Origin of the sequence: Leclercia sp. J807 (genome assembly GCF_009734465.1) — a bacterium.
Lineage (GTDB): Bacteria > Pseudomonadota > Gammaproteobacteria > Enterobacterales > Enterobacteriaceae > Enterobacter.
Genome location: NZ_CP046446.1, coordinates 1514479 through 1540200, shown reverse-complemented (window position 1 = coordinate 1540200; position 25722 = coordinate 1514479). Strand labels below are relative to the sequence as shown.

At 55.9% G+C, this 25722-nt stretch carries 26 protein-coding genes; 8 read left to right on the top strand and 18 right to left on the bottom strand.

Annotation, left to right across the window (positions count from 1 at the left end):
* Positions 1 to 71 precede the first annotated feature (71 nt).
* Positions 72 to 1085, top strand: a complete 1014-nt coding sequence (locus GNG26_RS07170; RefSeq protein WP_103823410.1) for an NAD(P)-dependent oxidoreductase — start codon at positions 72 to 74, stop codon at positions 1083 to 1085.
* 57 nt (positions 1086 to 1142) lie between these two features.
* Here GNG26_RS07170 and GNG26_RS07165 read toward each other — a convergent pair whose 3' ends face one another.
* From GNG26_RS07165 to gspC, 15 genes are all read right to left on the bottom strand, one after another.
* The gene (locus GNG26_RS07165) at positions 1143 to 2999 is read right to left on the bottom strand and encodes a glycoside hydrolase family 19 protein (protein WP_156238282.1); all 1857 of its coding nucleotides are present in this window, start codon (positions 2997 to 2999) and stop codon (positions 1143 to 1145) included.
* Between the two features lie 136 nt (positions 3000 to 3135).
* Positions 3136 to 3579, bottom strand: a complete 444-nt coding sequence (gene iagB, locus GNG26_RS07160) for a type III secretion system invasion protein IagB (RefSeq protein ID WP_103823412.1) — start codon at positions 3577 to 3579, stop codon at positions 3136 to 3138.
* Positions 3580 to 3675: 96 nt separating this feature from the next.
* Positions 3676 to 6384, bottom strand: coding sequence for a glycosyl hydrolase family 18 protein (locus GNG26_RS07155; RefSeq protein WP_156238281.1), 2709 nt, complete (start codon positions 6382 to 6384; stop codon positions 3676 to 3678).
* Positions 6385 to 6630: 246 nt separating this feature from the next.
* Complete coding sequence (locus tag GNG26_RS07150) at positions 6631 to 7428, bottom strand: A24 family peptidase (RefSeq protein ID WP_156238280.1); 798 nt, start codon at positions 7426 to 7428, stop codon at positions 6631 to 6633.
* Positions 7425 to 7910 carry a type II secretion system protein GspM gene (gene gspM, locus GNG26_RS07145; protein WP_103823414.1) on the bottom strand — a complete coding sequence of 162 codons (486 nt, stop codon included), beginning with the start codon at positions 7908 to 7910 and terminating at the stop codon, positions 7425 to 7427. Before gspM ends, GNG26_RS07150 begins: the two co-directional genes overlap by 4 nt.
* Positions 7907 to 9052: a type II secretion system protein GspL gene (gspL, locus tag GNG26_RS07140; RefSeq protein ID WP_156238279.1), complete on the bottom strand. Its 1146-nt coding sequence runs from the start codon at positions 9050 to 9052 to the stop codon at positions 7907 to 7909. Before gspL ends, gspM begins: the two co-directional genes overlap by 4 nt.
* 15 nt (positions 9053 to 9067) lie before the next feature.
* Complete coding sequence (gene gspK / locus GNG26_RS07135) at positions 9068 to 10072, bottom strand: type II secretion system minor pseudopilin GspK (protein WP_370463892.1); 1005 nt, start codon at positions 10070 to 10072, stop codon at positions 9068 to 9070.
* A gap of 5 nt (positions 10073 to 10077) precedes the next feature.
* A complete protein-coding gene (gene gspJ / locus GNG26_RS07130) occupies positions 10078 to 10737 on the bottom strand; it encodes a type II secretion system minor pseudopilin GspJ (RefSeq protein ID WP_103823417.1) in 660 nt (219 codons plus the stop codon).
* Complete coding sequence (gene gspI, locus GNG26_RS07125; RefSeq protein ID WP_156238277.1) at positions 10734 to 11114, bottom strand: type II secretion system minor pseudopilin GspI; 381 nt, start codon at positions 11112 to 11114, stop codon at positions 10734 to 10736. Before gspI ends, gspJ begins: the two co-directional genes overlap by 4 nt.
* Positions 11107 to 11592: a type II secretion system minor pseudopilin GspH gene (gene gspH / locus GNG26_RS07120; RefSeq protein WP_156238276.1), complete on the bottom strand. Its 486-nt coding sequence runs from the start codon at positions 11590 to 11592 to the stop codon at positions 11107 to 11109. The genes gspI and gspH overlap by 8 nt, the downstream gene beginning before the upstream one ends.
* Positions 11592 to 12035, bottom strand: a complete 444-nt coding sequence (gene gspG, locus GNG26_RS07115) for a type II secretion system major pseudopilin GspG (protein WP_156238275.1) — start codon at positions 12033 to 12035, stop codon at positions 11592 to 11594. The genes gspH and gspG overlap by 1 nt, the downstream gene beginning before the upstream one ends.
* Positions 12036 to 12037: 2 nt before the next feature.
* Positions 12038 to 13246: a type II secretion system inner membrane protein GspF gene (gspF, locus tag GNG26_RS07110; protein WP_103823421.1), complete on the bottom strand. Its 1209-nt coding sequence runs from the start codon at positions 13244 to 13246 to the stop codon at positions 12038 to 12040.
* Positions 13246 to 14724 carry a type II secretion system ATPase GspE gene (gspE, locus tag GNG26_RS07105; RefSeq protein ID WP_114315486.1) on the bottom strand — a complete coding sequence of 493 codons (1479 nt, stop codon included), beginning with the start codon at positions 14722 to 14724 and terminating at the stop codon, positions 13246 to 13248. Before gspE ends, gspF begins: the two co-directional genes overlap by 1 nt.
* An 11-nt stretch (positions 14725 to 14735) precedes the next feature.
* A complete protein-coding gene (gene gspD, locus GNG26_RS07100) occupies positions 14736 to 16646 on the bottom strand; it encodes a type II secretion system secretin GspD (protein WP_156238274.1) in 1911 nt (636 codons plus the stop codon).
* A gap of 13 nt (positions 16647 to 16659) precedes the next feature.
* A complete protein-coding gene (gene gspC / locus GNG26_RS07095; RefSeq protein WP_156240150.1) occupies positions 16660 to 17391 on the bottom strand; it encodes a type II secretion system protein GspC in 732 nt (243 codons plus the stop codon).
* A 304-nt stretch (positions 17392 to 17695) separates the two neighbouring features.
* Here gspC and GNG26_RS07090 point away from each other — a divergent pair, with 304 nt between their 5' ends.
* Both GNG26_RS07090 and GNG26_RS07085 read left to right on the top strand, forming a co-directional pair.
* Entirely contained in the window at positions 17696 to 19273 is a 1578-nt protein-coding gene (locus GNG26_RS07090; protein WP_156238273.1) for an ExeA family protein, read from the top strand.
* A gap of 131 nt (positions 19274 to 19404) precedes the next feature.
* Positions 19405 to 19926, top strand: coding sequence for a hypothetical protein (locus GNG26_RS07085; protein WP_231604230.1), 522 nt, complete (start codon positions 19405 to 19407; stop codon positions 19924 to 19926).
* Here the strand turns inward: GNG26_RS07085 and GNG26_RS07080 are convergent.
* The 3 genes from GNG26_RS07080 to GNG26_RS07070 all read right to left on the bottom strand — a co-directional run bounded on the left by GNG26_RS07080 (position 19920) and on the right by GNG26_RS07070 (position 21947).
* On the bottom strand, positions 19920 to 20543 hold the full coding sequence (locus GNG26_RS07080; RefSeq protein WP_103823425.1) for a helix-turn-helix domain-containing protein: 624 nt from the start codon (positions 20541 to 20543) through the stop codon (positions 19920 to 19922). The genes GNG26_RS07085 and GNG26_RS07080 overlap by 7 nt on opposite strands.
* A 253-nt stretch (positions 20544 to 20796) precedes the next feature.
* Positions 20797 to 21627, bottom strand: a complete 831-nt coding sequence (locus GNG26_RS07075; protein WP_156238272.1) for an N-acetylmuramoyl-L-alanine amidase — start codon at positions 21625 to 21627, stop codon at positions 20797 to 20799.
* Complete coding sequence (locus GNG26_RS07070; protein WP_103178871.1) at positions 21624 to 21947, bottom strand: heavy metal-binding domain-containing protein; 324 nt, start codon at positions 21945 to 21947, stop codon at positions 21624 to 21626. Before GNG26_RS07070 ends, GNG26_RS07075 begins: the two co-directional genes overlap by 4 nt.
* Positions 21948 to 22063: 116 nt before the next feature.
* On the opposite strand from GNG26_RS07070, the gene GNG26_RS07065 reads away from it, so the two are divergent.
* The 5 genes from GNG26_RS07065 (at position 22064) to artM (ending at position 25690) form a co-directional block, all read left to right on the top strand.
* Complete coding sequence (locus GNG26_RS07065; protein WP_103823427.1) at positions 22064 to 22582, top strand: lipoprotein; 519 nt, start codon at positions 22064 to 22066, stop codon at positions 22580 to 22582.
* 237 nt (positions 22583 to 22819) lie between these two features.
* Complete coding sequence (gene artP / locus GNG26_RS07060; protein WP_039029538.1) at positions 22820 to 23548, top strand: arginine ABC transporter ATP-binding protein ArtP; 729 nt, start codon at positions 22820 to 22822, stop codon at positions 23546 to 23548.
* A gap of 19 nt (positions 23549 to 23567) precedes the next feature.
* Positions 23568 to 24299 carry an arginine ABC transporter substrate-binding protein ArtI gene (artI, locus tag GNG26_RS07055; protein WP_103823428.1) on the top strand — a complete coding sequence of 244 codons (732 nt, stop codon included), beginning with the start codon at positions 23568 to 23570 and terminating at the stop codon, positions 24297 to 24299.
* Between the two features lie 6 nt (positions 24300 to 24305).
* A complete protein-coding gene (gene artQ / locus GNG26_RS07050; protein ID WP_103178868.1) occupies positions 24306 to 25022 on the top strand; it encodes an arginine ABC transporter permease ArtQ in 717 nt (238 codons plus the stop codon).
* Entirely contained in the window at positions 25022 to 25690 is a 669-nt protein-coding gene (gene artM, locus GNG26_RS07045) for an arginine ABC transporter permease ArtM (RefSeq protein WP_103823430.1), read from the top strand. Before artQ ends, artM begins: the two co-directional genes overlap by 1 nt.
* Positions 25691 to 25722 lie beyond the last annotated feature (32 nt).

The following is a 25722-nucleotide window of genomic DNA, read 5'->3' as shown; positions in this document are numbered from 1 at the left end:
CGTTTCCCATTGCATACAGGCGTAATTCACGGAAGAATGCGCACGAAATTCTTTCAATACAGTGGATCGATATGAAGGTACTGGTTACCGGCGCCACCAGCGGCTTAGGCCGCAACGCGGTGGAGTTTTTGCGCAATAAAGGCGTCAGCGTCCGGGCCACCGGTCGTAATGAAGCGATGGGTAAATTGCTGCAAAAAATGGGCGCAGAGTTTGTCCATGCCGACCTGACGGAACTGGTCTCTTCCCAGGCAAAAGTGATGCTGGCCGGAATCGATACGCTGTGGCACTGCTCCAGCTTTACCTCACCATGGGGAACGCAGGAAGCGTTCGACCTGGCAAACGTGCGCGCCACCCGCCGTCTGGGCGAGTGGGCCGTGGCCTGGGGCGTGCGCAACTTCGTGCATATCTCCTCGCCGTCGCTCTATTTCGACTATCACCATCATCGCGACATCCAGGAAGATTTCCGTCCGGCGCGCTTCGCCTGCGAATTTGCCCGCAGTAAAGCCGCCAGCGAAGAGGTGATCGATCTGCTGGCGCAGTCTAACCCGCACACCCGTTTTACCATTCTGCGTCCGCAGAGCCTGTTTGGCCCGCACGACAAAGTGTTTATTCCGCGCCTGGCGCAGATGATGCACCACTACGGCAGCGTGCTGCTGCCGCGCGGCGGGGATGCGCTGGTGGACATGACCTATTATGACAACGCCATTCATGCCATGTGGCTAGCCAGCCAGCGTGAATGCGACGGGCTGCCATCTGGCCGGGCATACAACATCACCAACGGTGAGCCGCGCTCGCTGCGCAGCATTGTGCAAAAGCTGATCGACGAGCTGAACATTCACTGCCGGATCCGCTCCGTACCCTACCCGATGCTGGATATTATTGCCCGCAGCATGGAGCGGCTGGGGAATAAGTCCGCCAAAGAGCCGATGCTGACGCACTACGGGGTGTCGAAACTGAACTTTGATTTTACCCTCGATACGCAACGCGCTGAGAGTGAGCTGGGCTATAAGCCGCTGGTGACGCTGGATGAGGGGATTGTGCGCACCGCGGCCTGGCTGCGGGATCACGGGAAGTTACATCGCTAACAGCCCGGCGCGCGGCAGAGCAAAAAAAACGGCAACCCTGAGGTTGCCGTTTTGCTATTAAAGTGCGGTCCAGGCGTCTGCCCATGCCAGGCCTACGCCTGGTTCATAGTAAGCCGGGGCGCTGTTACACCAGCCGCTGTACGGGAATGGCTTGCACTGGAAGAGTTTACCGTGGTTGTTCACGATATCCCCTGCGTTGTATTTGCTGTTAGCACTCCACGCCGCGTAAGTGTCTGAACCTTCATCACCTGACGGGGTCTGCGCTTTCGCTTTCACGTTCAGCAGGTAAGTCGTGGTGTCGCTCAGTTCGCCATCGCTGACGGTCAGGCTCACTTCAATCTGCTGAGCCGTTGCTGCTTCAGGCGCAGTAAAGGTCACTACCGCTTTGTCTTCACCGGAGACGGTCTGGCCGTCCTGGGAGCGCCAGGTGTAGGTCAGTTTGTTGCCATCTTCGTCAGTGGAGCCTTCAGCGCTCAGGGAGACCTGCGCACCCGCGTCAACCGCACCAACCGGGCCAGAAATGACCGCAACCGGCGCATGGTTGGTCACAGCTGGCGTATCGTCTGCTGGCGTATTGTCCGCAGGGGTGTTGTCCGCAGGCGTGTTGTCAGCCGGGGTGTTATCCGCTGGCGTATTGTCTGCCGGGGTATTGTCCGCAGGCGTGTTATCGCTCGGGTTAACCGCAGAGCCGTCGTCATTGATGATATTCACGTTAAAGAACTTCTGCACGCACTTGGTGTAGTCGCCCTCTTTAAATGCGCTGAATGGCGTCTGATACCCCACCAGCTGACAGGCGTAGGTCTTGCCGTCTGGCGTATCTGCGCTCCATCCCCAGTCCTGTTCCCAGTAAATTTTCAGAGCACCGGCGCCGCCTTCATCAAACTGCTTCATGTTGGCGCAGCCGAGTACTTCGTTTTCCGGAACCGGCACTTTCAGGTAGTTGGCGAACTCTTTGTAGTATTTGATACGGTTTTCCGACTGGGCAATCTCAGTCGGGCCGCCGCATTCCACGCCGCCGTTAATGATCTGGGTGGTCACGCCGAAGCCCGGAACCAGGCCGTTAGCTTTGTCATGATCGTTTGGCTGCCAGGTGCCGTCGATAACCTGCAGCATGCTCGGCTTCGGCGGTTGCGGGTAGGCGAAGAAGAAGATGGCGCTCGCCAGGTTCAGCCAGGTGTCGGCTACCAGCTCCGGTTTGTCCAGCAGCGTGCGGACGTCGCCGAACATCGCTTCCGAGAACGGACCGTAGTTATAGTTGTAGGAGAGCTGTTTGGCGCCGCGGCCAAAGTAGCTCAGGAAATCGCCGTCTTTGTCTTTGCCGCACGGCCAGGTCTGACCCTGCCAGACATCCGGGTTACATTCGCCGTTATAACCGCCCTTCTGGCCTTCGCTCCAGCCCATTTCGCGAACGTATACCAGCGCCTGACGCCATTCGGCTTCCGGACGCCAGGATTCATGCCCGCCAGTCTCCTGCGCGAAGTGCGCAAACATGGTCGCCAGCTCTTTACGGCAAATGGCCAGGCTGTCGCGGCCATCGGTGTAGGTGTCGCACAGCGCCGGGAATTTTCCTACCGCTTTCAGGAAGTTGCTGTAGCTGTACTCTTTGGCGCGCAGCGGGAACAGATACTCCCAGTCGCTCTCCTTCAGAATACTTTCAACACGCTTCACGTTATCCGGGTTGGTAGCCTTACCCGGCTCAATCAGTTCCACCTGGGCGTTATCCAGGGTGCGAATTGTCGCTTTAACTGACTTCATCAGCGGAAAATCCGTTAACTCCTGCTCCTTTTTCGCCAGATCGCTGGCTTTCATCGTGTAGGGTTCGCTGCTTTCCGCCTTGAGCATGTTTGCCTGTGCCATCACTGGCGCAACACACGCCCCCGCGACCAGAATGCTCAGCAATGTCCTTTTATTCATCTACATTATTCCTGTTAAAAACGATAATAACCAATGCGATCTCGATTTATGTATTAATCCTTTAATAAATAAACCCGGGACAGCACCTTTTCTTTCTGAAGAACACTCGCAAGATATTCTTCAAAAAAAAGCCTGATTATCGGTATTGCGACATCCGTTTTATTCTTTGATATTTCGCCCAGACTTTTCTGGCGTAAATCCTGCGCTGGGGAAAGTTCTCCGGTTTCAGCCCCGCGTTATAGGCACCGACCGCTTCCCAGTTATAGCCGTAAACTTTAATCATCCCGGAAAGAATAGAAGCACCGACCATAATTGAGGTACAGGGCTCATTCATTAACCGGTATTCATCAATGCCCTTTTTTTTCAACTCGGCAAAATGCGAACTATTTATTTGCATCAGCCCGACATCCCGTGAACCGTCATGGTTATAACCGACCGCGTTTGGATTGAGACCAGACTCCACGTCCGCAATAGCAAATAATAACCAGGGGTCCACATGGTAATATTGTCCTGCGGAATTCCAGCAATTGGCTAATGCGCTCTGGCTAATTAACAACAACAGAAAAATAAAGCGTTTCATCTCTTCACCTGGCCAACGCTGATGGACTGACCGCGCTTCACCGCGCGGTCAGTGATGGCGGGCAAGTATCGCGCCCGCCATCTCAGAGAAGGATGATTATTCGCAGTCTGCTGCGCCTACTTTCACCCATACATCGCTGTTAGCTGGGTTATCACCACGGGTCCACCACTTCGCACGGTACTCAGAACCCTGATAGGTTGTGGTATCGCCACCGTTGTAAACCACGTCAGCTTTCCAGCCGAATTTCACCTTGCTGACCAGCTCCCATGCATCCACACCGAAGCCAGGCTGGTTGCCCTGAGTCCAGTACTTCGCTTTCCATACCAGGTTGTCGAAGCTGACGATGTCGCCACCGTTGTAGACCTTGCTGCTGCTCCACGCGGCATATTTGCTGGCGTTGGCATCGACAGGGTTATCGCAGCTACCGGATGCACCTTCGTCGGACGGCGCGGTGTCTTCGTCAGCCGGAGGCGTAACGTCATCTGCAGGTGGGGTAACGTCATCAGCTGGCGGCGTTACGTCATCAGCTGGCTCAGCGGCTTTCGGCGTGACGATAACCTGCACGGTGGAGTGCACGCTGTCTTTGCCATCGCCTACCACTACGCTCAGGGAATAGCTGGTCTCAGAAGCCACGTCCGGCGCAGTGATACGTACGCTAGAGGTATTGATACCGGTAGCGTTCATCTCTGCCGGTACGCTCCAGCTGTAGGTCAGCGCATCGCCATCTGGATCGGATGCCTGAACATGCAGGGACTGAGTCTGGCCCGCTTCCAGAGTAACGGCTTGCATTGGATTAACGACCGGTGCCTGGTTCGCTTTTGGCGCTTTGTTCACAACCTGGACGTTCACGGTGCTGGAGAGCCCTTTAGCATCGGTTACGGTCAGGCGGAAGGAGAGCGTCTGGTCCTGGGTGACTGCCGGTACGTTGAAGGTGGCTTTCGCGGAGGTGCTGTTCGCGATATTCACCGTGGTTCCGGAAATCTGGGTCCACTTGTAGGTCAGCGCATCGCCATCCTGGTCGGAAGAGGCAGAACCATCCAGCGTTACGGTAACCGGACCGGTTACGGTCTGGTCAGCAGCGGTCGCCACAGGTGCATGGTTGGTGTTAACTGGCTCGTCAGAAGAGGAACCGTTGCCCAACAGGCTTTCGTTCATGGCGTTCAGGATATCGCCGTTATCGGATTCAATAGACCATGCGAACAGACCGCCGAGGTTTTTGTCCAGCACGTACTTACCTTTCGCCGCAACCGAGCGGGCGTCGTCATAGCTCACCAGCTCGCCGGTGGATTTGTTGAACAGGTAAGGCGCTTCTGCCGCGCTGTCATATTTGTACTCCCAGCCTGACTTGCCTTTCATCTGGTTGGCAATCACGCGGTAGTCAATGATACCCGGTTCCCAGGTACCCGGAATTGCGCCAGTCGCGGTGCCGGTGAATGGGTTGTCGCCGGTGTAACCGTGTACGCCAGTCCAGCCACGACCGTACATCGCTGCACCCACTACGATTTTGCCCGGCTGTACTTTCTGGTCCAGCATCGCTTTCACGGCGTTATCGGTGGTGTAGTTGGTATCTGGTTTCCAGGAAGCACCGTATAGCGCGGCCTGGTGACCCAGTTCGGTGTTGCTCCATGCGCCGTAGTAGTCGTAGCTCATCAGGAAGATATGGTCGATATACTGCTGTGCAGTGGTGTAGTCGACATCTTCGATCTTATCTCTACCCGCGCCGATAGCGGTGGTCAGCTCGTAAGTACGGCCTGTCTCGGCTGACAGCTCGTTCAGCATCGCGCGCAGATCGTGCATCAGTGCGGTATAGGTAGCTTTGTCGGTCTGCGGGCTGCCAAGTTTGGCGTTCTCGCCGCCGCCGCCCGGGAATTCCCAGTCGATATCCACACCATCAAACACTTTCCAGGTTTTCAGGAACTCTTTAACTGAGCCGACGAAACGGTCGCGCAGCACTTTGTTGTCCATCTGGAAGAAGGGATCGGACAGAGTCCAGCCGCCTACGGAAGGCAGGATCTTCAGGTTCGGGTTGGCTTTTTTCATCGCCATCAGCTGGCCGTAGTTGCCTTTGTACGGCTCGTCCCAGCCGGTCACACCCTGCTGTGGTTTTTGCAGAGCAGCCCACGGGTCATGAATGGCGACAGTGTAGTCCTGACGGCCAGCACAGGCGCGTTTCAGGGATTCCAGCGCGCCAGAAGATTTCGCGCTGTCGTTGATGCCATCGCCACCACAAATTGGAATGAAGCCGTAAAGGATGTGGTTCAGGTTGGCAACCGGGATTTTATCCACGGTGAAGTTACGGTCGTATACGCCCCACTCAGGGAAATAGGCCGCAACCACTTTATCGGTATGTTTGGCGAACGCTTTGTTGTTCTCATGAAGCGTGGTGTTTAATGGCAGCAGGTGGCTACCATCGGTATCCGCTACAATGATCAGTTTGCTGGCGCTGGTGCTGCAGCCACTGTCGTTACATACCTGAACCTGCTCCTGGTAACGGCCGCCTTTCTTAACCTTAAAGGTCGCAGAGCCTGTCGCGCCGCTCGCGCCAGACCAGACTTCTTTACCGTCCAGCAGCACTTTTGCAGACGTCGGAGCATCGCCGCTCCAGACGTTCCACTCAACCTTAACATCGGCACCATCATGAACTTTTACCAGGGAGTTATAGTCCTGCGCGGCCTGGTCAACTTCAACAATCGCAAACTTGTCGTTGCCGCTGGTCAGTGATGGCACCCCTGGAACGGTTGCAAATACAGGGCTGGTTGCCGCTGCAACAAAAAGCGCCAGGTATTTAGGCTTAAAGAAATTCATTTTCATATCCCAATAACTCTACGTGAACTTTAAAAAACATGTCTTCCTTAAACATGAAATAAAACCAGCATGGATTTAAAAAAATTAAATACATAATGACTTAAAATGTTTTTAATATTTTCAGTTAATCTTAATTATCGAATTAACGTCACATGCGGTTTACAACGAAGATAGTATTAGCAAAAGAATTATTGCTCACCTGTTTCCCTTGTCGAAAAAATCTCAAAATATAATTGACAGATTTAATTAGGGAATGAGCGAATAATTTTGCAAAATAAAGGCAATAACGCCTCCGACCGCCAGAGCGGGGCCAAATGGAATGTGCGCAGCTTTTTTATCTGATTTAATAAAAAGGAGATGCCCGGCAATGCCGGTTAACGACGCCAGTAACAGTACATCAGGCAGTGCCTGCCAGCCGCACCAGGCGCCCAGCGCGGCCAGCAGCTTGAAATCACCGTAACCCAGACCTTCGCGACCGGTCATCAGACGAAACGCCCAGTATATAAGCCAGAGAGAGAGGTAGCCCGCCACGGCGCCGATAATGGCATCGCGCAGGGGCAGCGTCGGGCTGATAAGGTGGACCAGCAGCCCGGCCCACAGCAGCGGTTGCGTCAGGCAGTCCGGCAGCAGGAGATGCCGCCCGTCGATGATGGCCAGCGGCAGCAAGAAAGCGCTCAGCAGCCAGAGGGAAAAGAGCGCCGGGATGTCTGGCATACACCAGGCCGTGGCGCCAAAAAAGAGAAAGGTAAAGGCTTCCAGTAACCATAAGCGCAGCGGGATAGCGCTGCCGCAGTGGTGGCAGCGCCCGCGCAGCGCCAGCCAGCTTACCAGCGGGATATTTTCCCACCAGGCCAAATCATGCTGGCACGCCGGACAGTGCGAGGCCGGAAAAAGTAAGTTAATCCGCGCCTCATCTTCAAGCAGCATCGGCGGGATCCGCTCCGCCACCACGCCGAGAAAGCTGCCGATAATCGCGCCAAAAATGGCGCTCATCAGGCTGAACAGGGCCGGGCTGCTCTCTCTGAACAGGGCGAAGGCCGTCATGCCGTCTTTTTCCAGCTAAGCTGGATCTCTGCCCTGACGTCACGCTGGTGGTCGACAGGGGTCAGCTTCATTTTCTCCAGCTTGATCCCTGAGGCGGCGTTAATTTCGCGCAGCCAGTTCTTCAGCTCATTGATCTCCACCCGGGGTACAGTAAACGATAACGTCTGCCCCTCCTGGCGCACATCATTCAATGGCAACTTGATCTCCTGTGCGCTGTTTTCCACCACACTGCGCGGATTATCGGTTTTTAATTGCTGCACCTGGAGATGGTTTTTATCAATTTCGCTGCGCATCCAGTTAAGGGTATCTCTCTGGCGCTTCAGCGTTAACTGGCTATTTTTAATCATATTATCCAGCGGAACCATGCCGCCGTAATAGACGACGGCACAGCACAGCGCCGCGGCGCAGAATTTCATAAGCAGCTTTTCGCGGGTAGAGTAATTCTGATACCGCGCTTTAAGCTGTGCGACACGCTCTTTCATTTATGTTTCCCCGTGATCATGGCGGTAAAGGGCGCGACCGTTGATACCGGCTGCAGAGAAAAGTTGAAATCCGCACTGCTCTGGTTGATGAACGTCTGCAGCGATGCGCTGTTCTGGCTGCTGGCGCTGAGCGTCCAGAGGTTTTGCGTACTGTCGTAATCCAGCAGATTAATTTCTATATCCGGAACCGCCTGTTTCGCTTTGTTCAGATCCTCCATTTGCAGAAAGACGCCTTTAGTGACCTTCTTCAGGTTCTGACCAAAGTGATACTTAATATTGCTTTGCTGGCGAAGGCTGGGGAAATGATACTGGTAGACCGTGGCGATCTCCTGTTGCAGCTGGTTTTCCTGTTGCACCAGCATCAGGGCCATCGCCAGCCTCGGCCCCAGCAGCAGTCCGACGCTGAGCAGCGCCAGCGCAACCATCGCCCCTTTCATCCCTTTGGGCGTGCCGCCCTGGGCGCCGCGGGGATGAAACTCACCGTGCAGCACGTTGGCCCGGCAGTTCTGCCACTGCGGCTGGATCAGCACTAACGGGTGCTGCCAGGGTAAGGATTCATCTACCGCAATCCCGGCAGGCGCCTCACCATAACAGCGCACCATCCCGGCCTGAGATTTCGCCATCAGCAGCGGCAGCAGCGAGGCATCCGCTTCACAGGCGCTGGCCGGTGAAAAGCGCAGCCAGTAGCTCTCATCCAGCGCAACCAGCGTGCTTCCCCCTTCCGCGACCGGCAGCAGCCAGGCGTCAGGCAGGGCCTGTATCACCTTCAGCCCGGCCTGCTCAAAACAGGCGAGCCAGTCGCGCAAGCGCCGGGCATCAATGGCGACGGCATCCACTTCCTGCCCTTTTTTACTCAACACCGTCCAGTGCAGGTCGTCGACGTCACCGATCAGCGTCTCCTCCGCCATCCACGAGAACGGCGTCGCCTGAGCGCTGAGCCCTTTCTTTGGCAGGGAGAAGTGGCGGAAGATCATCTCACCCGCGGGCAGCAGCAGACAGACGCGCGACGCCAGCGGATGATCCGCAAGCGTCGACAGGGCCGCCATGCCGTGGAGCGTATTGACCTGCTGGCTCCCGGATTCGCACCATGCAATAGTCCCGTCCTCACGGCTATCGGGACGAACAAACAGTATCTTTTTCATCGGTATCGGCTTTTGTTATTCAATCATTCGGTAACGACGCTGCCAGGTTACGATCTCGCCCGCTTCACTGTTAACCTGAAGCTGACTGACCACGCGCAGCGTTAAATCATCGGTGTTGCCGGTGTAGTTCACCCGGAAGTAGCGACTGTTGACGGCCACCTGTTCAGCCACCTGAGTTAACTCGTCTTTCAGCTGGGGGAAGTTTTGCTCCAGCGCCTTGCTGAAAGCCTCCACGTTTTCCCATCCCGCTTCCGGGCGCGACGCGAGCAGCCGGGCGGCGTCATCTTCCGTCAGTTTTCCGGCAAACAGCGCCGCCAGCAGTTTTGCCTGCTCAGGCTTAAGGGTGTTGACGTTGATCTTGCTGCCGGCATCCGGCAGGGCACACAGCAGCGCGCTGACTTTAGCGTACGCCGCCGGTGGAAACGCGGGCAGCAGCCTGATTTCGCTGATGTTGCGCATCATCTGGTTGGCCGGAAGCCGCGCGGGCTGTACGCCTGCCCACGCATCGGTCTCCTGAGCCTCTTTCGCCGTGGTGCTGTCGCCGTCCAGGTAATCCACCAGCTGCTGATAGACCTGTTCAGCGGTGATCTGATCCAGCCCCGCATCGGTAAGCAGCTGTTCAACCGTCTGCTGCTTACGGGATTTTTCCGGTATGGCTGATGTGGGCTGATCCTTCGCCGCCTGCTCCACGGCGAGCAGGTTATTGACGTTAAAGCAGTCCTGCGCGTCCTCAACCTGGCTCACCACCGTGTAAAACTCCCCCTGCGTCTCAAGAGGTTGATGCCACTCGCCGTCCGGCTCCAGTGGGTTCTCACCGCTGGCGGCGGTTTGCAACAGCTGCTTTACCGCCTGCTCCTGGCGCTGTATCGCCCAGCGCAGCTGCTGCTGGCTCACCTGGTAGTGGGTTTTCTGTAAATTGCGGCTGAACTGCTGGCTGATTCTGGCCGCCAGGGCCGACATCATCACCAGCAGGATAAGCACCACCAGCAGCGCAACGCCCCGCTGCTGGCTTTGATTCATTTTGTTCATGGCTGACTTTCCGGTACCGGTGCTACCGCCTGCTCCGGAGCGGGCGAAGGCTTCGCCTCTTCGGGCTTTTCAGCCGCTTTCACGGCGATCTGCGGCTGCGGCATATCCCCTGGGGTGGTAAAGACCCAGCGCCAGGTGTCGCCGCTCTCCATGGTCAGGGTTAACTCGACCCCGTTCGGCTGATGCCCGCTCTCACGCCAGTGCTTCTGCCATGAATCGCTGAAAAACCGCCACTGGACGGATTTCACCTCAGAGACAATCGGCACCTCTTCGGGCTTAACGTCTGCCGGGCTGTCGATGGTCGGCCAGACATCGCGCCATAACCGGTGATCCTCAAACCGCCAGCGCACCCGCTCAAGCTGGACATGCCCGCTCACCCCGTTGAGGGTGGTCAGTTCGATGGCGTTATCATCCTGGCGAAAAACGTCGGGTTCATTGCGCGGCGCGCGGGCCTGCTGCTGAAAAAAATCACGCTCCAGCAGGCTCCAGGCGCGCTGGATCTGATTGAGCCTGGACGCGTTGCGATCGGTGGCGTTACTGGTGCGCATCGCGCCGTCGAGGATCTGCCAGGCGAGGGTGCTGATCACCGCAAAGATGGTCAGCGCAATCATGATCTCCAGCAGCGTAAAGCCGCGCTGGCTTTGCCGTTTTTTCATTTTTTCTCTCTCGGTGGCAGAACCCGCATCGCCACTACCGGCTGGCTCTCATCCCCTTCGGCATAGACCAGGATCTCATCCGCCCAGCGCTTATCGGCAACCTTCACCCGCTGCATCCGCCAGTTCCAGTTGCGCCCGCCCATCAGTTCCGTCCCCTTCTGCTCTGCATCCGGGAAGTCGCTTTTGGTCAGTTGCGCTTCGGCGAGCAGATTCTCAGCGACCCAGCTGGCCTGGAGGGTATCCGCAAGACCGTGGGTAAAGCGCACGTTCAGGGAGACAGAGTTCATTAACGCCAGCGCGGCGGTGGAGAAGATCACCAGGGCGACCATCACCTCCAGCAGCGTCATCCCGCGCTGCGAGGCATTTCGTTTAGCCATCGTTCTCTACCGTAACCGGTGCCGCGCCCTGCGACACCACGCGGAAATGGTGTTGTTTATCATCACTCTGTAACGTCAGGGTGAAACGGCTCATCTCGCCGTCCGGCAAAAAGACGATCTGCGGCTCGGCGTCAGGCGTGGCGGCCAGACGCTGCGGGGTGAGCGAGACGTGCATCCCTTCAGGGAAGTCGCCCCCGGTGGTGATACGGCGTTGCGCTAACGGCACCCAGCGGCGTTCGCCGTCTTTTTCATTGAGCGTCATCAGCTGATATTTATCCGGCGTCACTACCAGGCCCACAATATTTCCGTCCATCACCGCACGGTCGGAGCCATATTCAACAACGGCTTTTAATTGCTGGCCAAATATATCCGCGCCGCTGCGCGACGGTATTGTGGAAACCACCATCATGGCGCAGCTGGCGAATATCACCAGCGCGAGAATAATTTCCAGCAGAGTAAAGCCGCGTTGCCTGTTCATTATTTTTTATCGAGCGACCAGTTGGTAATATCGTCCGCGGTATTGGCTTCGCCGTCCGGACCTGCGGAGAATACGTCAATAGCACCATGTTCGCCCGGGCTCACCAGAATGTAATCACTGCCCCACGGATCCTGCGGCAGGCGGCGAATATAGCCGTCGGCGCGGTAGCCGTTCGGAATTGGCGCGATTTCTGGTTTGGTGACCAGCGCCTGCAGGCCCTGTTCAGTGGTGGGATAACGGTGGTTATCCAGCTTATACATATCCAGCGAGCCTTCCAGTGCTACAATATCGCTGGTGGCTTTCTGGGTATCCGCCTTTTCTTTATTGCCCATTAAATTCGGCACCACCATACTGGCCAGCACGCCGAGAATAACAATGACCACCATTAATTCGAGCAAAGTAAAGCCCGCCTGGCCCGCCAGGTTTTTTCGTTTCATCGCCATAATTAACCTACCATATTATTAAGTTGCAGAAGCGGTTGTAATATTGACATCACAATAAACAGAACAATGGTCGCCATAGAGACCACCAGCGCCGGTTCAAATACCGACAGCGTTAAAGTAATTCGATGCTGTAATGCTGATTCCTGGTTTTCGGCCGCGCGATCCATCAGGTTACCCAGTTCGCCGCTCTCTTCGCCGGAGGCAATCATATACAGCATGGTGGGCGGGAATAATCTCGCCTGCTCCAGAGCGGCATATAACGAGGCCCCCTGACGCACGGTGTCCGCTGCCTGTTCCAGCACCTGGCGGGCGTGCAGATTTTCAATCCCGTCCATGGCGATATACATCCCCTCAAGCAGTGGCACGCTACTGGCCTGCAAAATACTCAGGGTGCGGATGTAGCGCGCGCTGTTGATGGCGCACACCAGTTTTTTGATTGGTGAGGCGTTAACCAGCCAGCGGTGCCAGACAAAGCGATTCCGGACGTTTTTAAGCCAGCTTTTAAAGCCGATAAACGCCGTGACCAGCCCGCCGCCGATATAGAGGCCATAAGCCTGCAGAAAATCACTCACCGCGATCAGCGTGCGGGTGGTGATCGGCAGTTGCTGTTTCATATGGGTAAACTGCTCAATCACCTGCGGCACCACCGCCACCAGCAGGATGCAGATCACCGCCACCGCCACCACCGTCAGGGTGATGGGGTAAACCATCGCCTGGGTGAGCTTACTTTTCATCTTCTGGCGCTGTTCGTTGTACTCCGCCAGTTTTTCCAGCACGTCCCCGAGATGGCCGGTTTTTTCCCCGGCCATCACCAGGGTGCAGTAGAGTTTGTCGAAGGTGCGCGGGAACTGGCTGAACGCGTCGAACAGCGTGTGCCCTTCCACCACTTTGTCGCGGATCTCGGTCACCATCGCCGCCAGCTTTTTATCTTCCGACTGCTTTGCAATCGCCTTCAGGGCGCTCTCCAGCGGCAGCGCGGCGTTCACCAGGGTTGATAGCTGACGGGTAAACATCGACAGCACCGGGGTGGAGAGTTTGATCCCCTTCTGCGCACTCCCGGCGGTCGCGGGTTCGCGGGTCGGCGTAATGCTCACCGGCATCAGCTTTTGCTCGCGCAACGTCTGGCGAACCTGCTTCGGCCCCTCGGCCTGCATGGTGCCGCGCTGGGTTTTCCCCGCCGCACTGGTGGCTGTCCACGCATACCACGCCATTATTCATCTCCCCCGCGCTCGGCGGTGACACGCATGACCTCTTCCAGGGAGGTGACGCCGGAAATCACTTTCAGCAGGCCATTTTCACGCAGGCTGTAGGCCTGTTTGAAGAGTTCGGTCTCGATGGACATCTCATCTTTATCTTCGTGAATGGCCCGGCGCATTGCGCTGTCTACCACCAGGAATTCATGGATCCCGGCTCGCCCCTGATACCCGCTCTGGCGGCAGTGTTCGCAGCCCACGGCGCGGTAGATCGCTTTCGGCGGCGCATCCATAAAGCTGAACAGCGCTTTTTCATTGGCGTCCAGCGGACTGGTGGTCCGGCAGTGTACACACAGCCGACGCACCAGACGCTGGGCAATGACCCCTAACAGGGATGAACCGATTAAAAATGACTCCAGACCCATATCGCGCAGGCGGGTGATGGCCCCTGCCGCGCTGTTGGTGTGCAGCGTGGACATCACCAGGTGGCCGGTGAGCGACGCCTGCACCGCAATCTGCGCGGTTTCGCCGTCACGGATTTCACCGATCATCACCACGTCCGGGTCCTGGCGCAGAATGGCGCGCAGCCCGCGGGCAAAGGTCATGTCGACGCGCGGGTTAACCTGGGTTTGCCCCACCCCTTCCAGCTCATACTCGATGGGATCTTCAACGGTGAGAATGTTGCGTTCATGACCGTTCAGCGCCGACAGAATGGCGTACAGGGTGGTACTTTTCCCGGAACCGGTCGGACCGGTTACCAGAATGATGCCATGCGGACGGCCAATTAATCCCTTCAGCTGCTGTAACTCTTCGTCGATGAGACCCAGCTTGTTAATGTCCGGCTTGAGATTGCTTTTATCGAGCAGACGCATCACCACCCGCTCGCCGTACTGCGAGGGGATGGTGGAAACACGCACGTCGATGGCTTTACGCCCGATACGCAGGGAGATACGCCCATCCTGCGGCAGGCGTTTTTCGGCGATATCGAGCTTCGACATCACCTTGATACGGGATACCAGCAGCGGCGCCAGCTTGCGCGCCGGTTGCAGTACCGGACGCAGCACGCCGTCAACGCGAAAGCGGATGCTCAGCGTACGCTCGAACGTTTCGATATGAATATCCGAGGCGCCGTCTTTCACGGCCTCGCCCAGAATGGCGTTGATCAGGCGGATCACCGGCGAGTTTTCGTCGTTATCCAGCAGATCCTCGTTATCCGGGATCTCCTCGGTGAGCGCCATCAGGTCGATATCGGCGTCCATGTCATCCACCAGCTGCTGGGAGACGCCGCTGTTCTGCTGCCAGATTTTGGCCAGCATCTCGTCAAACGCCTCCGGCGTCAGGACAACCGGCGTAAACGAACGGGCCAGCACCCGGCGCATCTCCAGCAGAGCAAAGGCCGGGGCGTCATCGCGGACAAAGACCTGATCCTGATAAAAGAGGACGCCATTATCCTTGGCAAAGCTGCTGGTGCATAAGGCGTTGGTGAGTTCATCCATCTCCCGTCCCCTTACTCTTTAAACGGATTGCGCGGGGCCGCAGGGGCGGGAGTGCCCTGAGACGGATAGGCCGGCAGTATCGCTGTGTCATCGTTGGAGACGATGCCCAGCTTTTTCTCTTCCATGCGCTGCTGTTGGCGCGCGCGGATCTGGTCATATTTTTCCTTCGACGACGCACTGTAGCTGTCGTCGTCACGCAGGACGGTGGTGTGGATAAAGACCATCAGGTTACGTTTCGAGGTATCCTGGGAGGTGTAGCGGAAGAGCTGCCCCACCAACGGAAGATCCCCCAGCAGCGGCACTTTCGAGACGTTCTGCTTGGTGACGTTCTCCATTAACCCGCCGAGGACTACCGTCTGCCCGCTGTGCACCATCACTTCGTTATTGATGGTACGGGTATTGAAGGTTGGACCGAGGCTGGCATCTTCCGTCGCGCTGGCATCCACGCTGGAAACTTCCTGCTCAATCTTCAGGTGAATGATGTCACCGTCGTTGATCTGCGGCACAATTTTCAGCTTGGTACCGACTGTCTTACGCTCCACCGAGTTAAAGACGTTATCGCCGCTGGTGGTCTGCGAGCCGGACAGTACCGGCACATCCTGACCTACGTTAAACGACGCCTCTTTGTTATCCAGGGTAACTACGCTTGGGGTTGAAAGAATGTCGTTTTTACCGTCGGTGGAGAGGGCAGTCATCAGCGCGCCAAAATCACCGTTAAAGAAACCGGTCGCCATGCCGGTAAAGCTGGTTCCTTTGATGGCGCCGCTCTTCACCTGGCTTATCGGCATGCCGGTTGCACCAAACTGCACACCGCCATGTTTGCCGGTCCACTGCACGCCAAGGTCGAGACCGTTGCCGTCCTGCACTTCGGCAATGATCGCTTCTACCAGCACCTGCGGACGGCGGATATCGAGTTTGTCGATTACTTTTTCCAGCGAGTTCATCACGTTAGGCTGGGCGGTGATCACCAGTGAGTTGGTGGCTTCGTCGGCGGTGATATTCAGATCGCTGCTGGTGGAGGCTGTTTTGCTTTTTGACGCCGGCGCTTTGTCTTTCAGCTGTTCGCCGATGCCGGTGAGCACCGGCACCACTTTGCTGGCGCTGGCATACTTCAGGTAGAAGACGCGGGTGTTGCCCTCGTTGTTCTGCTCACGATCGAGCTGACTGACCAGCGACCGGGTGCGCGCGCGGGCATCTTCCGAGCCGCTGATCACCAGGCTATTCGTCTCGTCATCGGCAACAACTTTGGTTGCCAGCTGCGGCGCGTTCTGCCCTTTTTGCTCTTCGTTGTTGAGATTATTCAACATGTCAGAGAGCTCTTTGGCCGAAGCATAGCGTAACGGCACGATCTCGCGACGCTGCATGCCGGAGCGATCGACCCGCTGCACCAGATCCACCAGCCGGTTCACCACCGAGGCTTTACCGGTCAGCAGCAGCACATTGGAAGGTTCAAAATGGACCACGTTACCAATACCGGAGGCATCGTTCAGCTGGCGCAGCAGCGGTGCCAGCTCACGCACCGGCACGTTCTCCATCCGCACCACGCGGGTGATAATCTCATCGCCCTTGCCAGGATGCTGACTGTCTGCCAGCGGCACGCCTGACGTACGCGCCACCGTGGAGCGCACCACTTTCACCATGCCGTTATCCATCGGGATCACCGACAGACCGTACAGATCCAGCACGCTCAGGAAGAACTGATAGTATTCCTCTTCCGTCAGCACGTTATAGGTCTTAACCGATACGTTGCCCTGAACTGACGGATCGACCAGGATGGTTTTATTAAGGTTGCGCCCTACCGTATCGATAAATTCACGAATATCGGTGTTCTTGAAACTGGCGCTGAAGTTCGCCGCCATTACCGAACTGGAAATAAAAGAGGCGGCAGTCAACGCGATACATGCCCAGGGAAATTTCTTCATCTCATTACACTTGTTAATTGGTTAAAACATTAACCCGAATATTTTCAAGATGAGCGTGGCGTCTAACTACGACTTCCGCTTCTCTCATTTTCGACCAGCTGGCAATAATACTTTTCGCCTGCTCCGCTCGCGTCATATCGACGGAATTCACTTTCACTACCACATCGCCCTTTTCCAGCCCGCTATTGCTAAAAAAGGAAGAGGCATTTTTTGGCTTAATTTGATAGCCTTCGAGCTGACCCTTTTCGATATAGGGTTTCAGCACTAAATAATCGTCGAGATGGATATTATCTGCTCCGGCATCGCCTTTAGGCTTCTGCGCGGGCGAGGAATTCATATCGCCTTTAAAATAATCAGGGCGTTTTAACGCCAATACCTGCCGCTCGCCCTCGTAACTCACCACCACGTTGTCGGGGTTGATCTCATCGATATAGGCATCGTTGTAACCGGGCAGCGGATCGCCTTCACGCAGGCTCTTCTGCCCGACAGGCGTTTTGATGACGGCAAAGGAGAGCCACGCTTCATCGCTGTTGATGATGCCGTCCACCTCGGCAGCAATACGCTTTTTTGTCGCCTGCTGCGCCACGGGTTGGTAAGCGGCTGGCTTGAAAAGGGCAAAGGCCTGCTCTGACTGCTGCGTACGAGAAAGCGCGGGCGCCTTATCCGGACTGGAATTGGCCGCCTTTTTATACTCTTTAAATACGACATATCCCTGCTGACCGCTAAATATCAGCAGGACAAACATTACGCATGGCGCAATATACCGGGAATAGAACTGCATTTTCATTTTTAAAACTGACCTTTTAGTCAATGCAGGAGTTAGCAGCCTGGCGCTGCACCTGAATACCCAGAAATAGTAATAATGATGCGCCCCCCGCTCCATCGGGTTTGCCGTTAACTTTAATAAAGAAAAATATTGACCAGACAAATATCCGATGTTAACCAGCCGACGCAGGTTATTTTTCTCCTCCAGCGAAATTGACCCTTTACCGCGCTTCCCTTACTTTCCAGGTTGACATTTGGTCAATGAAATACAACGGTGAAGCGTTATGTTCCTCAGTCATTTTAAATTTGCCCGCCCCCCCTTCAGGAGCGCAGCCCGCCCCTGCGGCAGTTTCTTTGCGGCTTATCATCAGGATGTCTTCGGCATGCTGGCAGAGAAATCAACCATGCCAGGGATTGTGGCGCTGTTTGGCGATGACGAGGCACTGCTCAACACCTTCACCGGGCATCTGCTGGCGAAAACCTCCGCCGGGGTTGCCGTTAACGCTTTTCCGAAGCTGAACGCGAAAGGGCTGCTGTATAAACTCAGCGCCCAGGCAAAAGATGCCAGCAACAAAATTCACGCCATTGACGCGGTACTGCGCCAGTGGCACGAGCAATACCCTGCCTGCAAAAAGAGCGGCATGGTAATGACCGTCTCCGCCGTTCAGGCGATGCGCGATAACTGCTGGGAGGCGCTGGGCATGCTGCTCTCCCGGGCGCAGGAGTGCAACCTGTCGCTGACGCTGGTCCTGACCGGCACCCCTGACCAGGAAGCGCGCCTGATGAACCACTCTGGGCTGGCGTCCCGGGTGCATACCCGCCATACCCTGCGCCCGCTCACCTGCCGCGAAGTGACGAGCTATGTTCAGGCCCAGACCCAGGAACATGGGGCGGAAACCTCACCCTTTACTCCTGCCCGCATACGCCGGATGCACGCCCTGAGCAAAGGATCGGTAAGCCAGCTGAACGCGCTGGCACACCTGTCGCTACTGGCGGCCTGGACCGAACGAGCCCCCGGCGTGGGGCCACGCCATTTACGTCTGGCGGCGGGTGAAGTGCTGCCGCGCAAAACCCACCGCAAAACCCTGGCGACGGTTGGCCTGTTCGCCAGCGTACTGTTTACCGCCTGCGGATGGTATTTCTCAGGCGCCATCACAGCGAAACTCCCTGTGCCGCTGCCTGTTCCGGCGAGCTGGAAACAGACAGTCCATACGCCGCAGGCCCCGGTTCTGCCGACCCTGGATAAAGAGGTGGTTAATTCGCCGGATGCCATGCATCAGCTCTACACCATGTGGGGGTACGATCCTTCCACGGAAGAGGCGCTTTGCCAGAATGCCGCCCGGGTGAATCTCACCTGTAAACAGGGCCACGCCTCGCTGCAGGAGCTGGAAAAAGAGGGCTATCCGTGGGTGAGCGAACTGAAAACCGGCGATCACCTGAACTATGCGGTGGTGGCCCGCGTCGGGCAGAACTCGCTGGATTTACTGCTGAATAATCGCACCTGGCAGGTGAAGCGCAGCTGGTTTAACGCCCACGCCACCGGGAATTACACGTTGTTGCACCGTCTGACCCCGGCAGGACAAGATTTGGTCGGCGCCGCCAGCAGCCGCCAGGATCTGGCCTGGATCGATACGCAACTCAGTCAGGCGCTGCATGAGCCCGAAACCCATGCTCAGTCCTGGACGCAGACGCTGGTACAGCGCACCCGGGAATTTCAGGCCCAGGCCGGGCTGAACGTAGATGGCATGCCTGGGGAAGAGACGCTGATGCAGTTAATGCGTGCCAATAACATCATCCCGACGGTCATCACCCAGGTCGCTGACACCGCACCGCAAGTTCTGGCGCAAGGAAAAACGCACTAATGTCTACTATATGCCTCGCTGCTCAGCGCAGCTTTAATACCGGCGAGGCGGTCTGGTTCTCATACCGCCTTCCCGCGTTGCATAAAATCGTCTTCAGAACCCTGGCCTGCTTATGCTGCCTGGGGGCCGTTTTGATCGCCGGGCTGTACGCCCATATTTACTGGCATCTTCAGCATCCGGCGCCAGCACCCAAACCGGTGAGCGTGGCGCAACCGGATACGCAGCTTTCGGATATGCATTATGTCTATATCTCGAAACCGTTCCCGGAACCGAAACCAAAAGTCGCGGAGTATGCCGCACCGCCGCTACCCTCAGACGATCCGTTGATGATGGATAAATCTTTAGACTGGCAGCAGGCCCCGGACAATGATATTTCCAGCGAACCGTTGCCCGATACGCACATCGCCCAGCAAGCAACCGATTCCGATTCGTTAAAAGAACGGTTTATGCAGGCATTAAAAGAGCAGCAGCAGGATTATTCGCAGGGAAAAATACCGGATGCACCGGTTGATGAGACACAAGCTGATTCTGAGACGAATAATCGGGTAATAAACCAGACAGCAGCGTTAAAAACGGAAAAAATAGCTACATCAATGCTAAAAAAATCTCCACAGGCGTTAACCCATGGAGATTTGCGGAATGGTTATCAGTAGCGTTCCGGCAGACTGGTGATATTTATTAATTTCCCTTTTTCAACTACAATATACTGGCCTTTTTTCAGGTCTGAGAGAATTTTAATGATGGTACTGCGCGCCAGGCTGGTATATTCCTGAATGTAATCATAAACGTTAATATCACGATTCTGATGAACAATCAGTTCATTAATTTCGAGGAGGAATTCACGGACTACAGAATAAGCGCTGCGGGCAACCAAGATATCATCGCGCTTGCTCAGTACGTCGATATACCAGATCAAGAGCTGGCTGAACTCTGGCCACAGGTTTTTCTCGCTAATGATACGTTCGAACTCATCACGTTTGATGGTGCGAATGACGGTGGTATCGCGAACCAGGCCGTACATGTGAGAGGCTCTGTTATAGACGGCAGAGACCCCTAAAAATCCGGCCTGACGCATGGTAAACATACTTAACTCATCGGAGCTCCGACGAATTTCGACTTCACCACTGACCATTACATGAACATATTGGGAATCGGCGGTAATAATCTTCTGCCATTTCTTTAACGTTTTTTCAGGATAATCCGCCGTAGCGGCAATAATGGCGTCAATCGCCTTTTTCGGTCGACTATTTTTAGAGTATAAGTTTAACATTATTATGCCTGTTGAAATTTTTATGGATAAAGCAGCCCACTGCGTCTAAAAAGGCGCAAAGGATAATTCGAAATAACTTTGCTGAGAGTAAGTCTCAAATAATATTTACTTTGTAATAATAGTTAGCAAGCTATATGTACATCTTATATTCGGGTAAATTTAAGTCAATTAACTAAAAATGAATCGCGATTGAACCTAAGATTAATCTTAAGTCGGGTACAGAGTAAAGCCCTTGAACGGCGGGGCTTGCGGCCTATCCCTGACCATATTTTTCAAGTAACGCTTCCGCGACAGCAATTGTTTCTCTATCAGAAACACCATTCCATAATTGCGGTCTGAAATGCATCTGAAAAGCCATAATAATGCGCTTTTGTTGTGAGGGCGAAATATTATCCGGAACATCATATCCGTAGCGAGATAATAAACTGAGGAGTGTGGCACTGTCTGCGGGTTGATAAGGCGGTTGCCCGTTCAGATAAAACGCCACCCGGGCCGGATCCGGCCAGGCACCTATCCCCTGCTGCGCCAGCGCCTGCCAGGGGAACAACGGACCGGGATCGTCCTTGCGCTGCGGGGCGATGTCCGCGTGGGCGACCACATTCTGGGGTTTGATGTCGTAACGCTGGATAATATCCTTCGCCAGTGGGATCAGGGCAGCGATCTGCGCCGGTTCGAAGGGAACAAAGCGTTTCTGGCCGTTCATTTTTTGCCAGCCGCGGTTTTCCAGCTCAATGCCAATAGAGGTGTCATTAATACGCGTGGCGCCACGCCAGAAGCTGACGCCGGCATGCCAGGCCAGATCCCGCTCCGGCACCAGCTGCCAGATCCGCGGTTTTCCTTTATGCAGGGGCGGGATCGCCGGGATCAAATAGTGGGAGCTGACATTTTTATCGGTCAGGGTGGCCAGCGAGCTGTCAAAATCGTCGGCGGTGTAATGGATAACCAGTACCTTAACGCGCGGATAGGCCGCCTGCGCCTGACGCCGGGTGTCCAGCTCATACGCCCCTTTCTCGATGACCCCTTTTTCTGCCGCACAGCCTGCCAGCAGCAACGCCAGCAGGAGGGGCACAAATGCCTGCTTCATCGGCGCGTTTTCACCGCCGTACCGCTGACGCTGACCATCAGCATACTGGCGTCTTTGCCGACGGTTTCGTAGTCGATATCGATCCCCACTACCGCATCTGCGCCCATCGCCTTCGCCTGCTCGCCCATCTCCCTGAAGGCAATTTCACGCGCCTTGCGCAGCTCTTTCTCATAAGCGCCGGAGCGACCGCCGACGATATCGCGGATCCCAGCAAAAAAGTCACGGAAGACGTTGGCGCCGAGTATGGCTTCCCCGGTTACCACGCCGCAGTATTCGCTGATGGGTTGTCCTTCCAGAGTGGGGGTAGTTGAAAATTGCATCCTGGTCTCCTTTGCGCGAGTTAAGAGCCTAAGCGGTTAAGAACAAAATCATTATCTGCTCGTTACGCTATGATTTAAAGGTTAGTTAATTATTGCAGCCTAATAAGGAAATCATCATGCGCTATTCTGCTTTGACGCTTTTAGTGCCTTGCGCGCTGCTGCTCAGCGCCTGCACAACGCCAGTCACCCCGGCCTTCAAGGACATCGGTACCCGCAGCGGCAGCTGCATCACCGGCGGGCCGGATGCCGTGGCTCAACAGTTCTATGACTACCGCATCACGCACCGCAGCAATGACTTCACCGCCCTGCGCCCTTACCTGAGCGACGGCCTGGCCCAGCTGCTGAGCGATGCCAGCCGCGATCCGCAGCACCGTAACCTGCTGAAAGACGATCCTTTCTCCAGCCGCACCACCGCGCCTGAAAAGGCCGAAGTCTCCAGCGCATCGACCATCCCGAATACCGATGCACGAAATATCCCGCTGCGCGTCAAGCTGACGCAGGGCAGCCAGACCTGGCAGGATGAAGTGTTGATGATCCGCGAAGGCCAGTGCTGGGCTATCGATGACGTGCGCTACCTGGGCGGCAGCGTTCACGCCCCGGCTGGCACCCTGCGCCAGTCGATTGAAAACCGCTAAATACGCGCGTTTCAGACCGTTAAGCAGGGGAAAACCCCGTAAAATGTCTGGCATTTCGTGAGGAATGCCGACATTTATTCTCGCCGACCTTAGCTTCCGCTATTTTGTGCTATGTTTAGGTATAGATTCGGTTTATATTTAACTTTTAACGCAGTTATATTGCATAACTATTCTGTCAACGGTACTATTTGCGGCCTCAATTGCTATAGATTGCCTGGATGAGTAAAGACTGCCCCGATGAGTATTCAACTAAACGGCATTAACTGCTTCTACGGCGCACACCAGGCGCTGTTCGACATCACACTGAATTGCCCTGAGGGCGAAACGCTGGTTCTGCTTGGTCCCAGCGGCGCGGGTAAAAGCTCGCTGCTTCGCGTCCTTAATCTGCTTGAAATGCCCCGCTCCGGTACGCTGGATATTGCGGGCAACCACTTCAATTTTGCGAAAGCCCCTTCTGAGAAAGCGATCCGCGATCTGCGCCAGAATGTCGGCATGGTCTTTCAGCAATATAATCTCTGGCCGCACCTCACCGTGCAGCAGAACCTGATTGAAGCGCCGTGTCGCGTGCTGGGCCTGTCAAAAGAGCAGGCGCTGGCGCGTGCCGAGAAGCTGCTGGAACGTCTGCGCCTGAAGCCCTACAGCGACCGTTATCCGCTGCACCTCTCCGGGGGTCAGCAGCAGCGTGTGGCCATTGCCCGCGCCCTGATGATGGAGCCGCAGGTTCTTCTGTTTGATGAACCCACCGCCGCGCTGGACCCGGAAATCACAGCCCAGATCGTCAGCATCATTCGCGAACTGGCGGAGACCAACATTACCCAGGTGATCGTGACCCACGAGGTGGAAGTGGCGCGTAAAACCGCCAGCCGTGTGGTCTATATGGAAAACGGTCATATTGTGGAGCAAGGGGATGCGCGCTGCTTTGCCGAGCCGCAGACCGATGCATTCAGAAATTATCTGTCTCACTAATCGAACCGAGAGAACGACAATGAAAAAAATAGTGATTGCCGCGCTGCTTGCCAGCGTTAGCCTCTCTGCCACCGCAGCTCAGACCATCCGTTTTGCCACGGAAGCCTCCTACCCTCCGTTTGAGTCTATGGATGCGAATAACAAGATTGTGGGCTTTGACGTGGATCTGGCGAACGCCCTGTGTAAAGAGATCGACGCTACCTGTACCTTCTCCAACCAGTCTTTCGACAGCCTGATCCCAAGCCTGAAATTCCGTCGTATCGACGCGGTGATGGCCGGTATGGACATCACCCCGGAACGTGAGAAGCAGGTCCTGTTCAGCACCCCGTACTATGAGAACTCCGCCCTGTTCATCGGTCAGAAGGGTAAATACGCCTCTATCGACGCGCTGAAAGGCAAGAAGGTGGGCGTGCAGAACGGCACCACCCACCAGAAATTCATCATGGATAAGCACCCGGAAATCACCACCGTGCCTTACGACAGCTATCAGAACGCCCGTCTGGATCTGCAGAATGGCCGTATCGACGCCGTCTTTGGTGATAACGCGGTGGTGACCGAATGGCTGAAAGCGAACGACAAGCTGGCCCCAGTGGGCGATAAAGTGACGGATAAAGACTACTTCGGCACCGGTCTGGGCATCGCTGTTCGTCAGGGCAACACCGAGCTGCAGCAGAAATTCAATACTGCGCTGGAAAAAGTGAAGAAAGATGGCACCTACGATTCCATCTACAACAAATGGTTCCAGAAGTAAGATCTGATGAACGAAATTTTTCCATTAGCAAGCGCCGCCGGGATGACCGTCGGCCTTGCCGTTTGTGCGCTGATCATCGGCCTGGTGCTGGCGATGATCTTTGCCGTGTGGGAGTCGGCTAAGTGGCGACCTGTCGCCTGGGCCGGCTCAGCACTGGTGACCCTGCTGCGCGGCCTGCCGGAAATTCTGGTGGTGCTGTTTATTTACTTTGGCTCCTCGCAGCTGCTGCTGACACTGTCGGACGGCTTTACGCTCAATCTGGGCGTGGTGCAGATCCCGATTCAGATGCAGATCGAAAACTTCGACGTCAGCCCGTTCCTGTGCGGCGTGATCGCCCTCTCCCTGCTCTACTCCGCCTATGCCTCGCAAACCCTGCGCGGCGCGCTGAAAGCGGTGCCGGTGGGACAGTGGGAGTCCGGTCAGGCGCTGGGGCTGTCGAAAACCGCCATTTTCTTCCGTCTGGTGATGCCGCAGATGTGGCGTCATGCCCTGCCGGGGCTCGGCAACCAGTGGCTGGTGCTGTTGAAAGATACCGCGCTGGTGAGCTTAATCAGCGTGAACGACCTGATGCTGCAAACCAAAAGCATCGCCACCCGTACTCAGGAGCCCTTTACCTGGTACATCGTGGCGGCGGCCATCTACCTGGTGATCACGTTGCTCAGTCAGTACATTCTCAAGCGTATTGACCTGCGTGCGACGCGTTTTGAACGGAGACCAGGCTGATGCTGGATTACTTACCCGAACTGATGAAAGGGCTGCACACCAGCCTGACGCTGACGGTGGCCTCGATTATCGTGGCGCTGATCCTGGCGCTGATTTTCACCATCATCCTGACGCTCAAAACGCCGGTGCTGGTGTGGATCGTGCGTGGCTATATCACCCTGTTTACCGGCACGCCGCTGCTGGTGCAGATCTTCCTGATCTATTACGGCCCGGGGCAGTTCCCGACGCTGCAGGAATATCCGGTGCTGTGGCATCTGCTCTCCGAGCCGTGGCTCTGCGCCCTGCTCGCCCTGTCGCTGAACAGTGCCGCCTATACCACGCAGCTGTTCTACGGCGCGATCCGCGCCATTCCGGACGGTCAGTGGCAGTCCTGCGGCGCGCTGGGGATGAGCAAGAAAGATACGCTGGCGATCCTGCTGCCGTACGCCTTCAAACGCGCCCTCTCGTCATATTCCAACGAAGTGGTGCTGGTGTTCAAAAGTACGTCGCTGGCCTACACCATCACGCTGATGGAGGTGATGGGCCACGGACAGCTGCTGTACGGCCGCACCTACGATGTGATGGTGTTTGGCGCTGCAGGTATTATCTACCTCATCGTCAACGGCCTGCTGACGCTGCTGATGCGTCTGGTTGAACGTAAAGCGCTGGCCTTCGAACGCCGCAATTAAAACTGCATAAGTTTGATTTAAAAAAGACGGGG

Bases quoted from the DNA above. Each gene is read 5' to 3' on its own strand.
- artM (WP_103823430.1), top strand. From the start codon at position 25,022: ATGCTGGATTACTTACCCGAACTGATGAAAGGGCTGCACACCAGCCTG.
- artQ (WP_103178868.1), top strand. From the start codon at position 24,306: ATGAACGAAATTTTTCCATTAGCAAGCGCCGCCGGGATGACCGTCGGC.
- GNG26_RS07165 (WP_156238282.1), bottom strand. From the start codon at position 2,999: ATGAATAAAAGGACATTGCTGAGCATTCTGGTCGCGGGGGCGTGTGTT.
- gspC (WP_156240150.1), bottom strand. From the start codon at position 17,391: ATGTTTGTCCTGCTGATATTTAGCGGTCAGCAGGGATATGTCGTATTT.
- gspH (WP_156238276.1), bottom strand. From the start codon at position 11,592: ATGAACAGGCAACGCGGCTTTACTCTGCTGGAAATTATTCTCGCGCTG.
- GNG26_RS07065 (WP_103823427.1), top strand. From the start codon at position 22,064: ATGCGCTATTCTGCTTTGACGCTTTTAGTGCCTTGCGCGCTGCTGCTC.
- GNG26_RS07070 (WP_103178871.1), bottom strand. From the start codon at position 21,947: ATGCAATTTTCAACTACCCCCACTCTGGAAGGACAACCCATCAGCGAA.
- artP (WP_039029538.1), top strand. From the start codon at position 22,820: ATGAGTATTCAACTAAACGGCATTAACTGCTTCTACGGCGCACACCAG.
- artI (WP_103823428.1), top strand. From the start codon at position 23,568: ATGAAAAAAATAGTGATTGCCGCGCTGCTTGCCAGCGTTAGCCTCTCT.
- gspD (WP_156238274.1), bottom strand. From the start codon at position 16,646: ATGAAGAAATTTCCCTGGGCATGTATCGCGTTGACTGCCGCCTCTTTT.
- iagB (WP_103823412.1), bottom strand. From the start codon at position 3,579: ATGAAACGCTTTATTTTTCTGTTGTTGTTAATTAGCCAGAGCGCATTA.
- gspI (WP_156238277.1), bottom strand. From the start codon at position 11,114: ATGGCTAAACGAAATGCCTCGCAGCGCGGGATGACGCTGCTGGAGGTG.
- gspF (WP_103823421.1), bottom strand. From the start codon at position 13,246: ATGGCGTGGTATGCGTGGACAGCCACCAGTGCGGCGGGGAAAACCCAG.
- GNG26_RS07080 (WP_103823425.1), bottom strand. From the start codon at position 20,543: ATGTTAAACTTATACTCTAAAAATAGTCGACCGAAAAAGGCGATTGAC.
- GNG26_RS07090 (WP_156238273.1), top strand. From the start codon at position 17,696: ATGTTCCTCAGTCATTTTAAATTTGCCCGCCCCCCCTTCAGGAGCGCA.
- gspE (WP_114315486.1), bottom strand. From the start codon at position 14,724: ATGGATGAACTCACCAACGCCTTATGCACCAGCAGCTTTGCCAAGGAT.
- gspG (WP_156238275.1), bottom strand. From the start codon at position 12,035: ATGGCGATGAAACGAAAAAACCTGGCGGGCCAGGCGGGCTTTACTTTG.
- GNG26_RS07155 (WP_156238281.1), bottom strand. From the start codon at position 6,384: ATGAATTTCTTTAAGCCTAAATACCTGGCGCTTTTTGTTGCAGCGGCA.
- GNG26_RS07075 (WP_156238272.1), bottom strand. From the start codon at position 21,627: ATGAAGCAGGCATTTGTGCCCCTCCTGCTGGCGTTGCTGCTGGCAGGC.
- GNG26_RS07170 (WP_103823410.1), top strand. From the start codon at position 72: ATGAAGGTACTGGTTACCGGCGCCACCAGCGGCTTAGGCCGCAACGCG.
- gspM (WP_103823414.1), bottom strand. From the start codon at position 7,910: ATGAAAGAGCGTGTCGCACAGCTTAAAGCGCGGTATCAGAATTACTCT.
- GNG26_RS07150 (WP_156238280.1), bottom strand. From the start codon at position 7,428: ATGACGGCCTTCGCCCTGTTCAGAGAGAGCAGCCCGGCCCTGTTCAGC.
- gspK (WP_370463892.1), bottom strand. From the start codon at position 10,072: ATGAATCAAAGCCAGCAGCGGGGCGTTGCGCTGCTGGTGGTGCTTATC.
- gspJ (WP_103823417.1), bottom strand. From the start codon at position 10,737: ATGAAAAAACGGCAAAGCCAGCGCGGCTTTACGCTGCTGGAGATCATG.
- gspL (WP_156238279.1), bottom strand. From the start codon at position 9,052: ATGAAAAAGATACTGTTTGTTCGTCCCGATAGCCGTGAGGACGGGACT.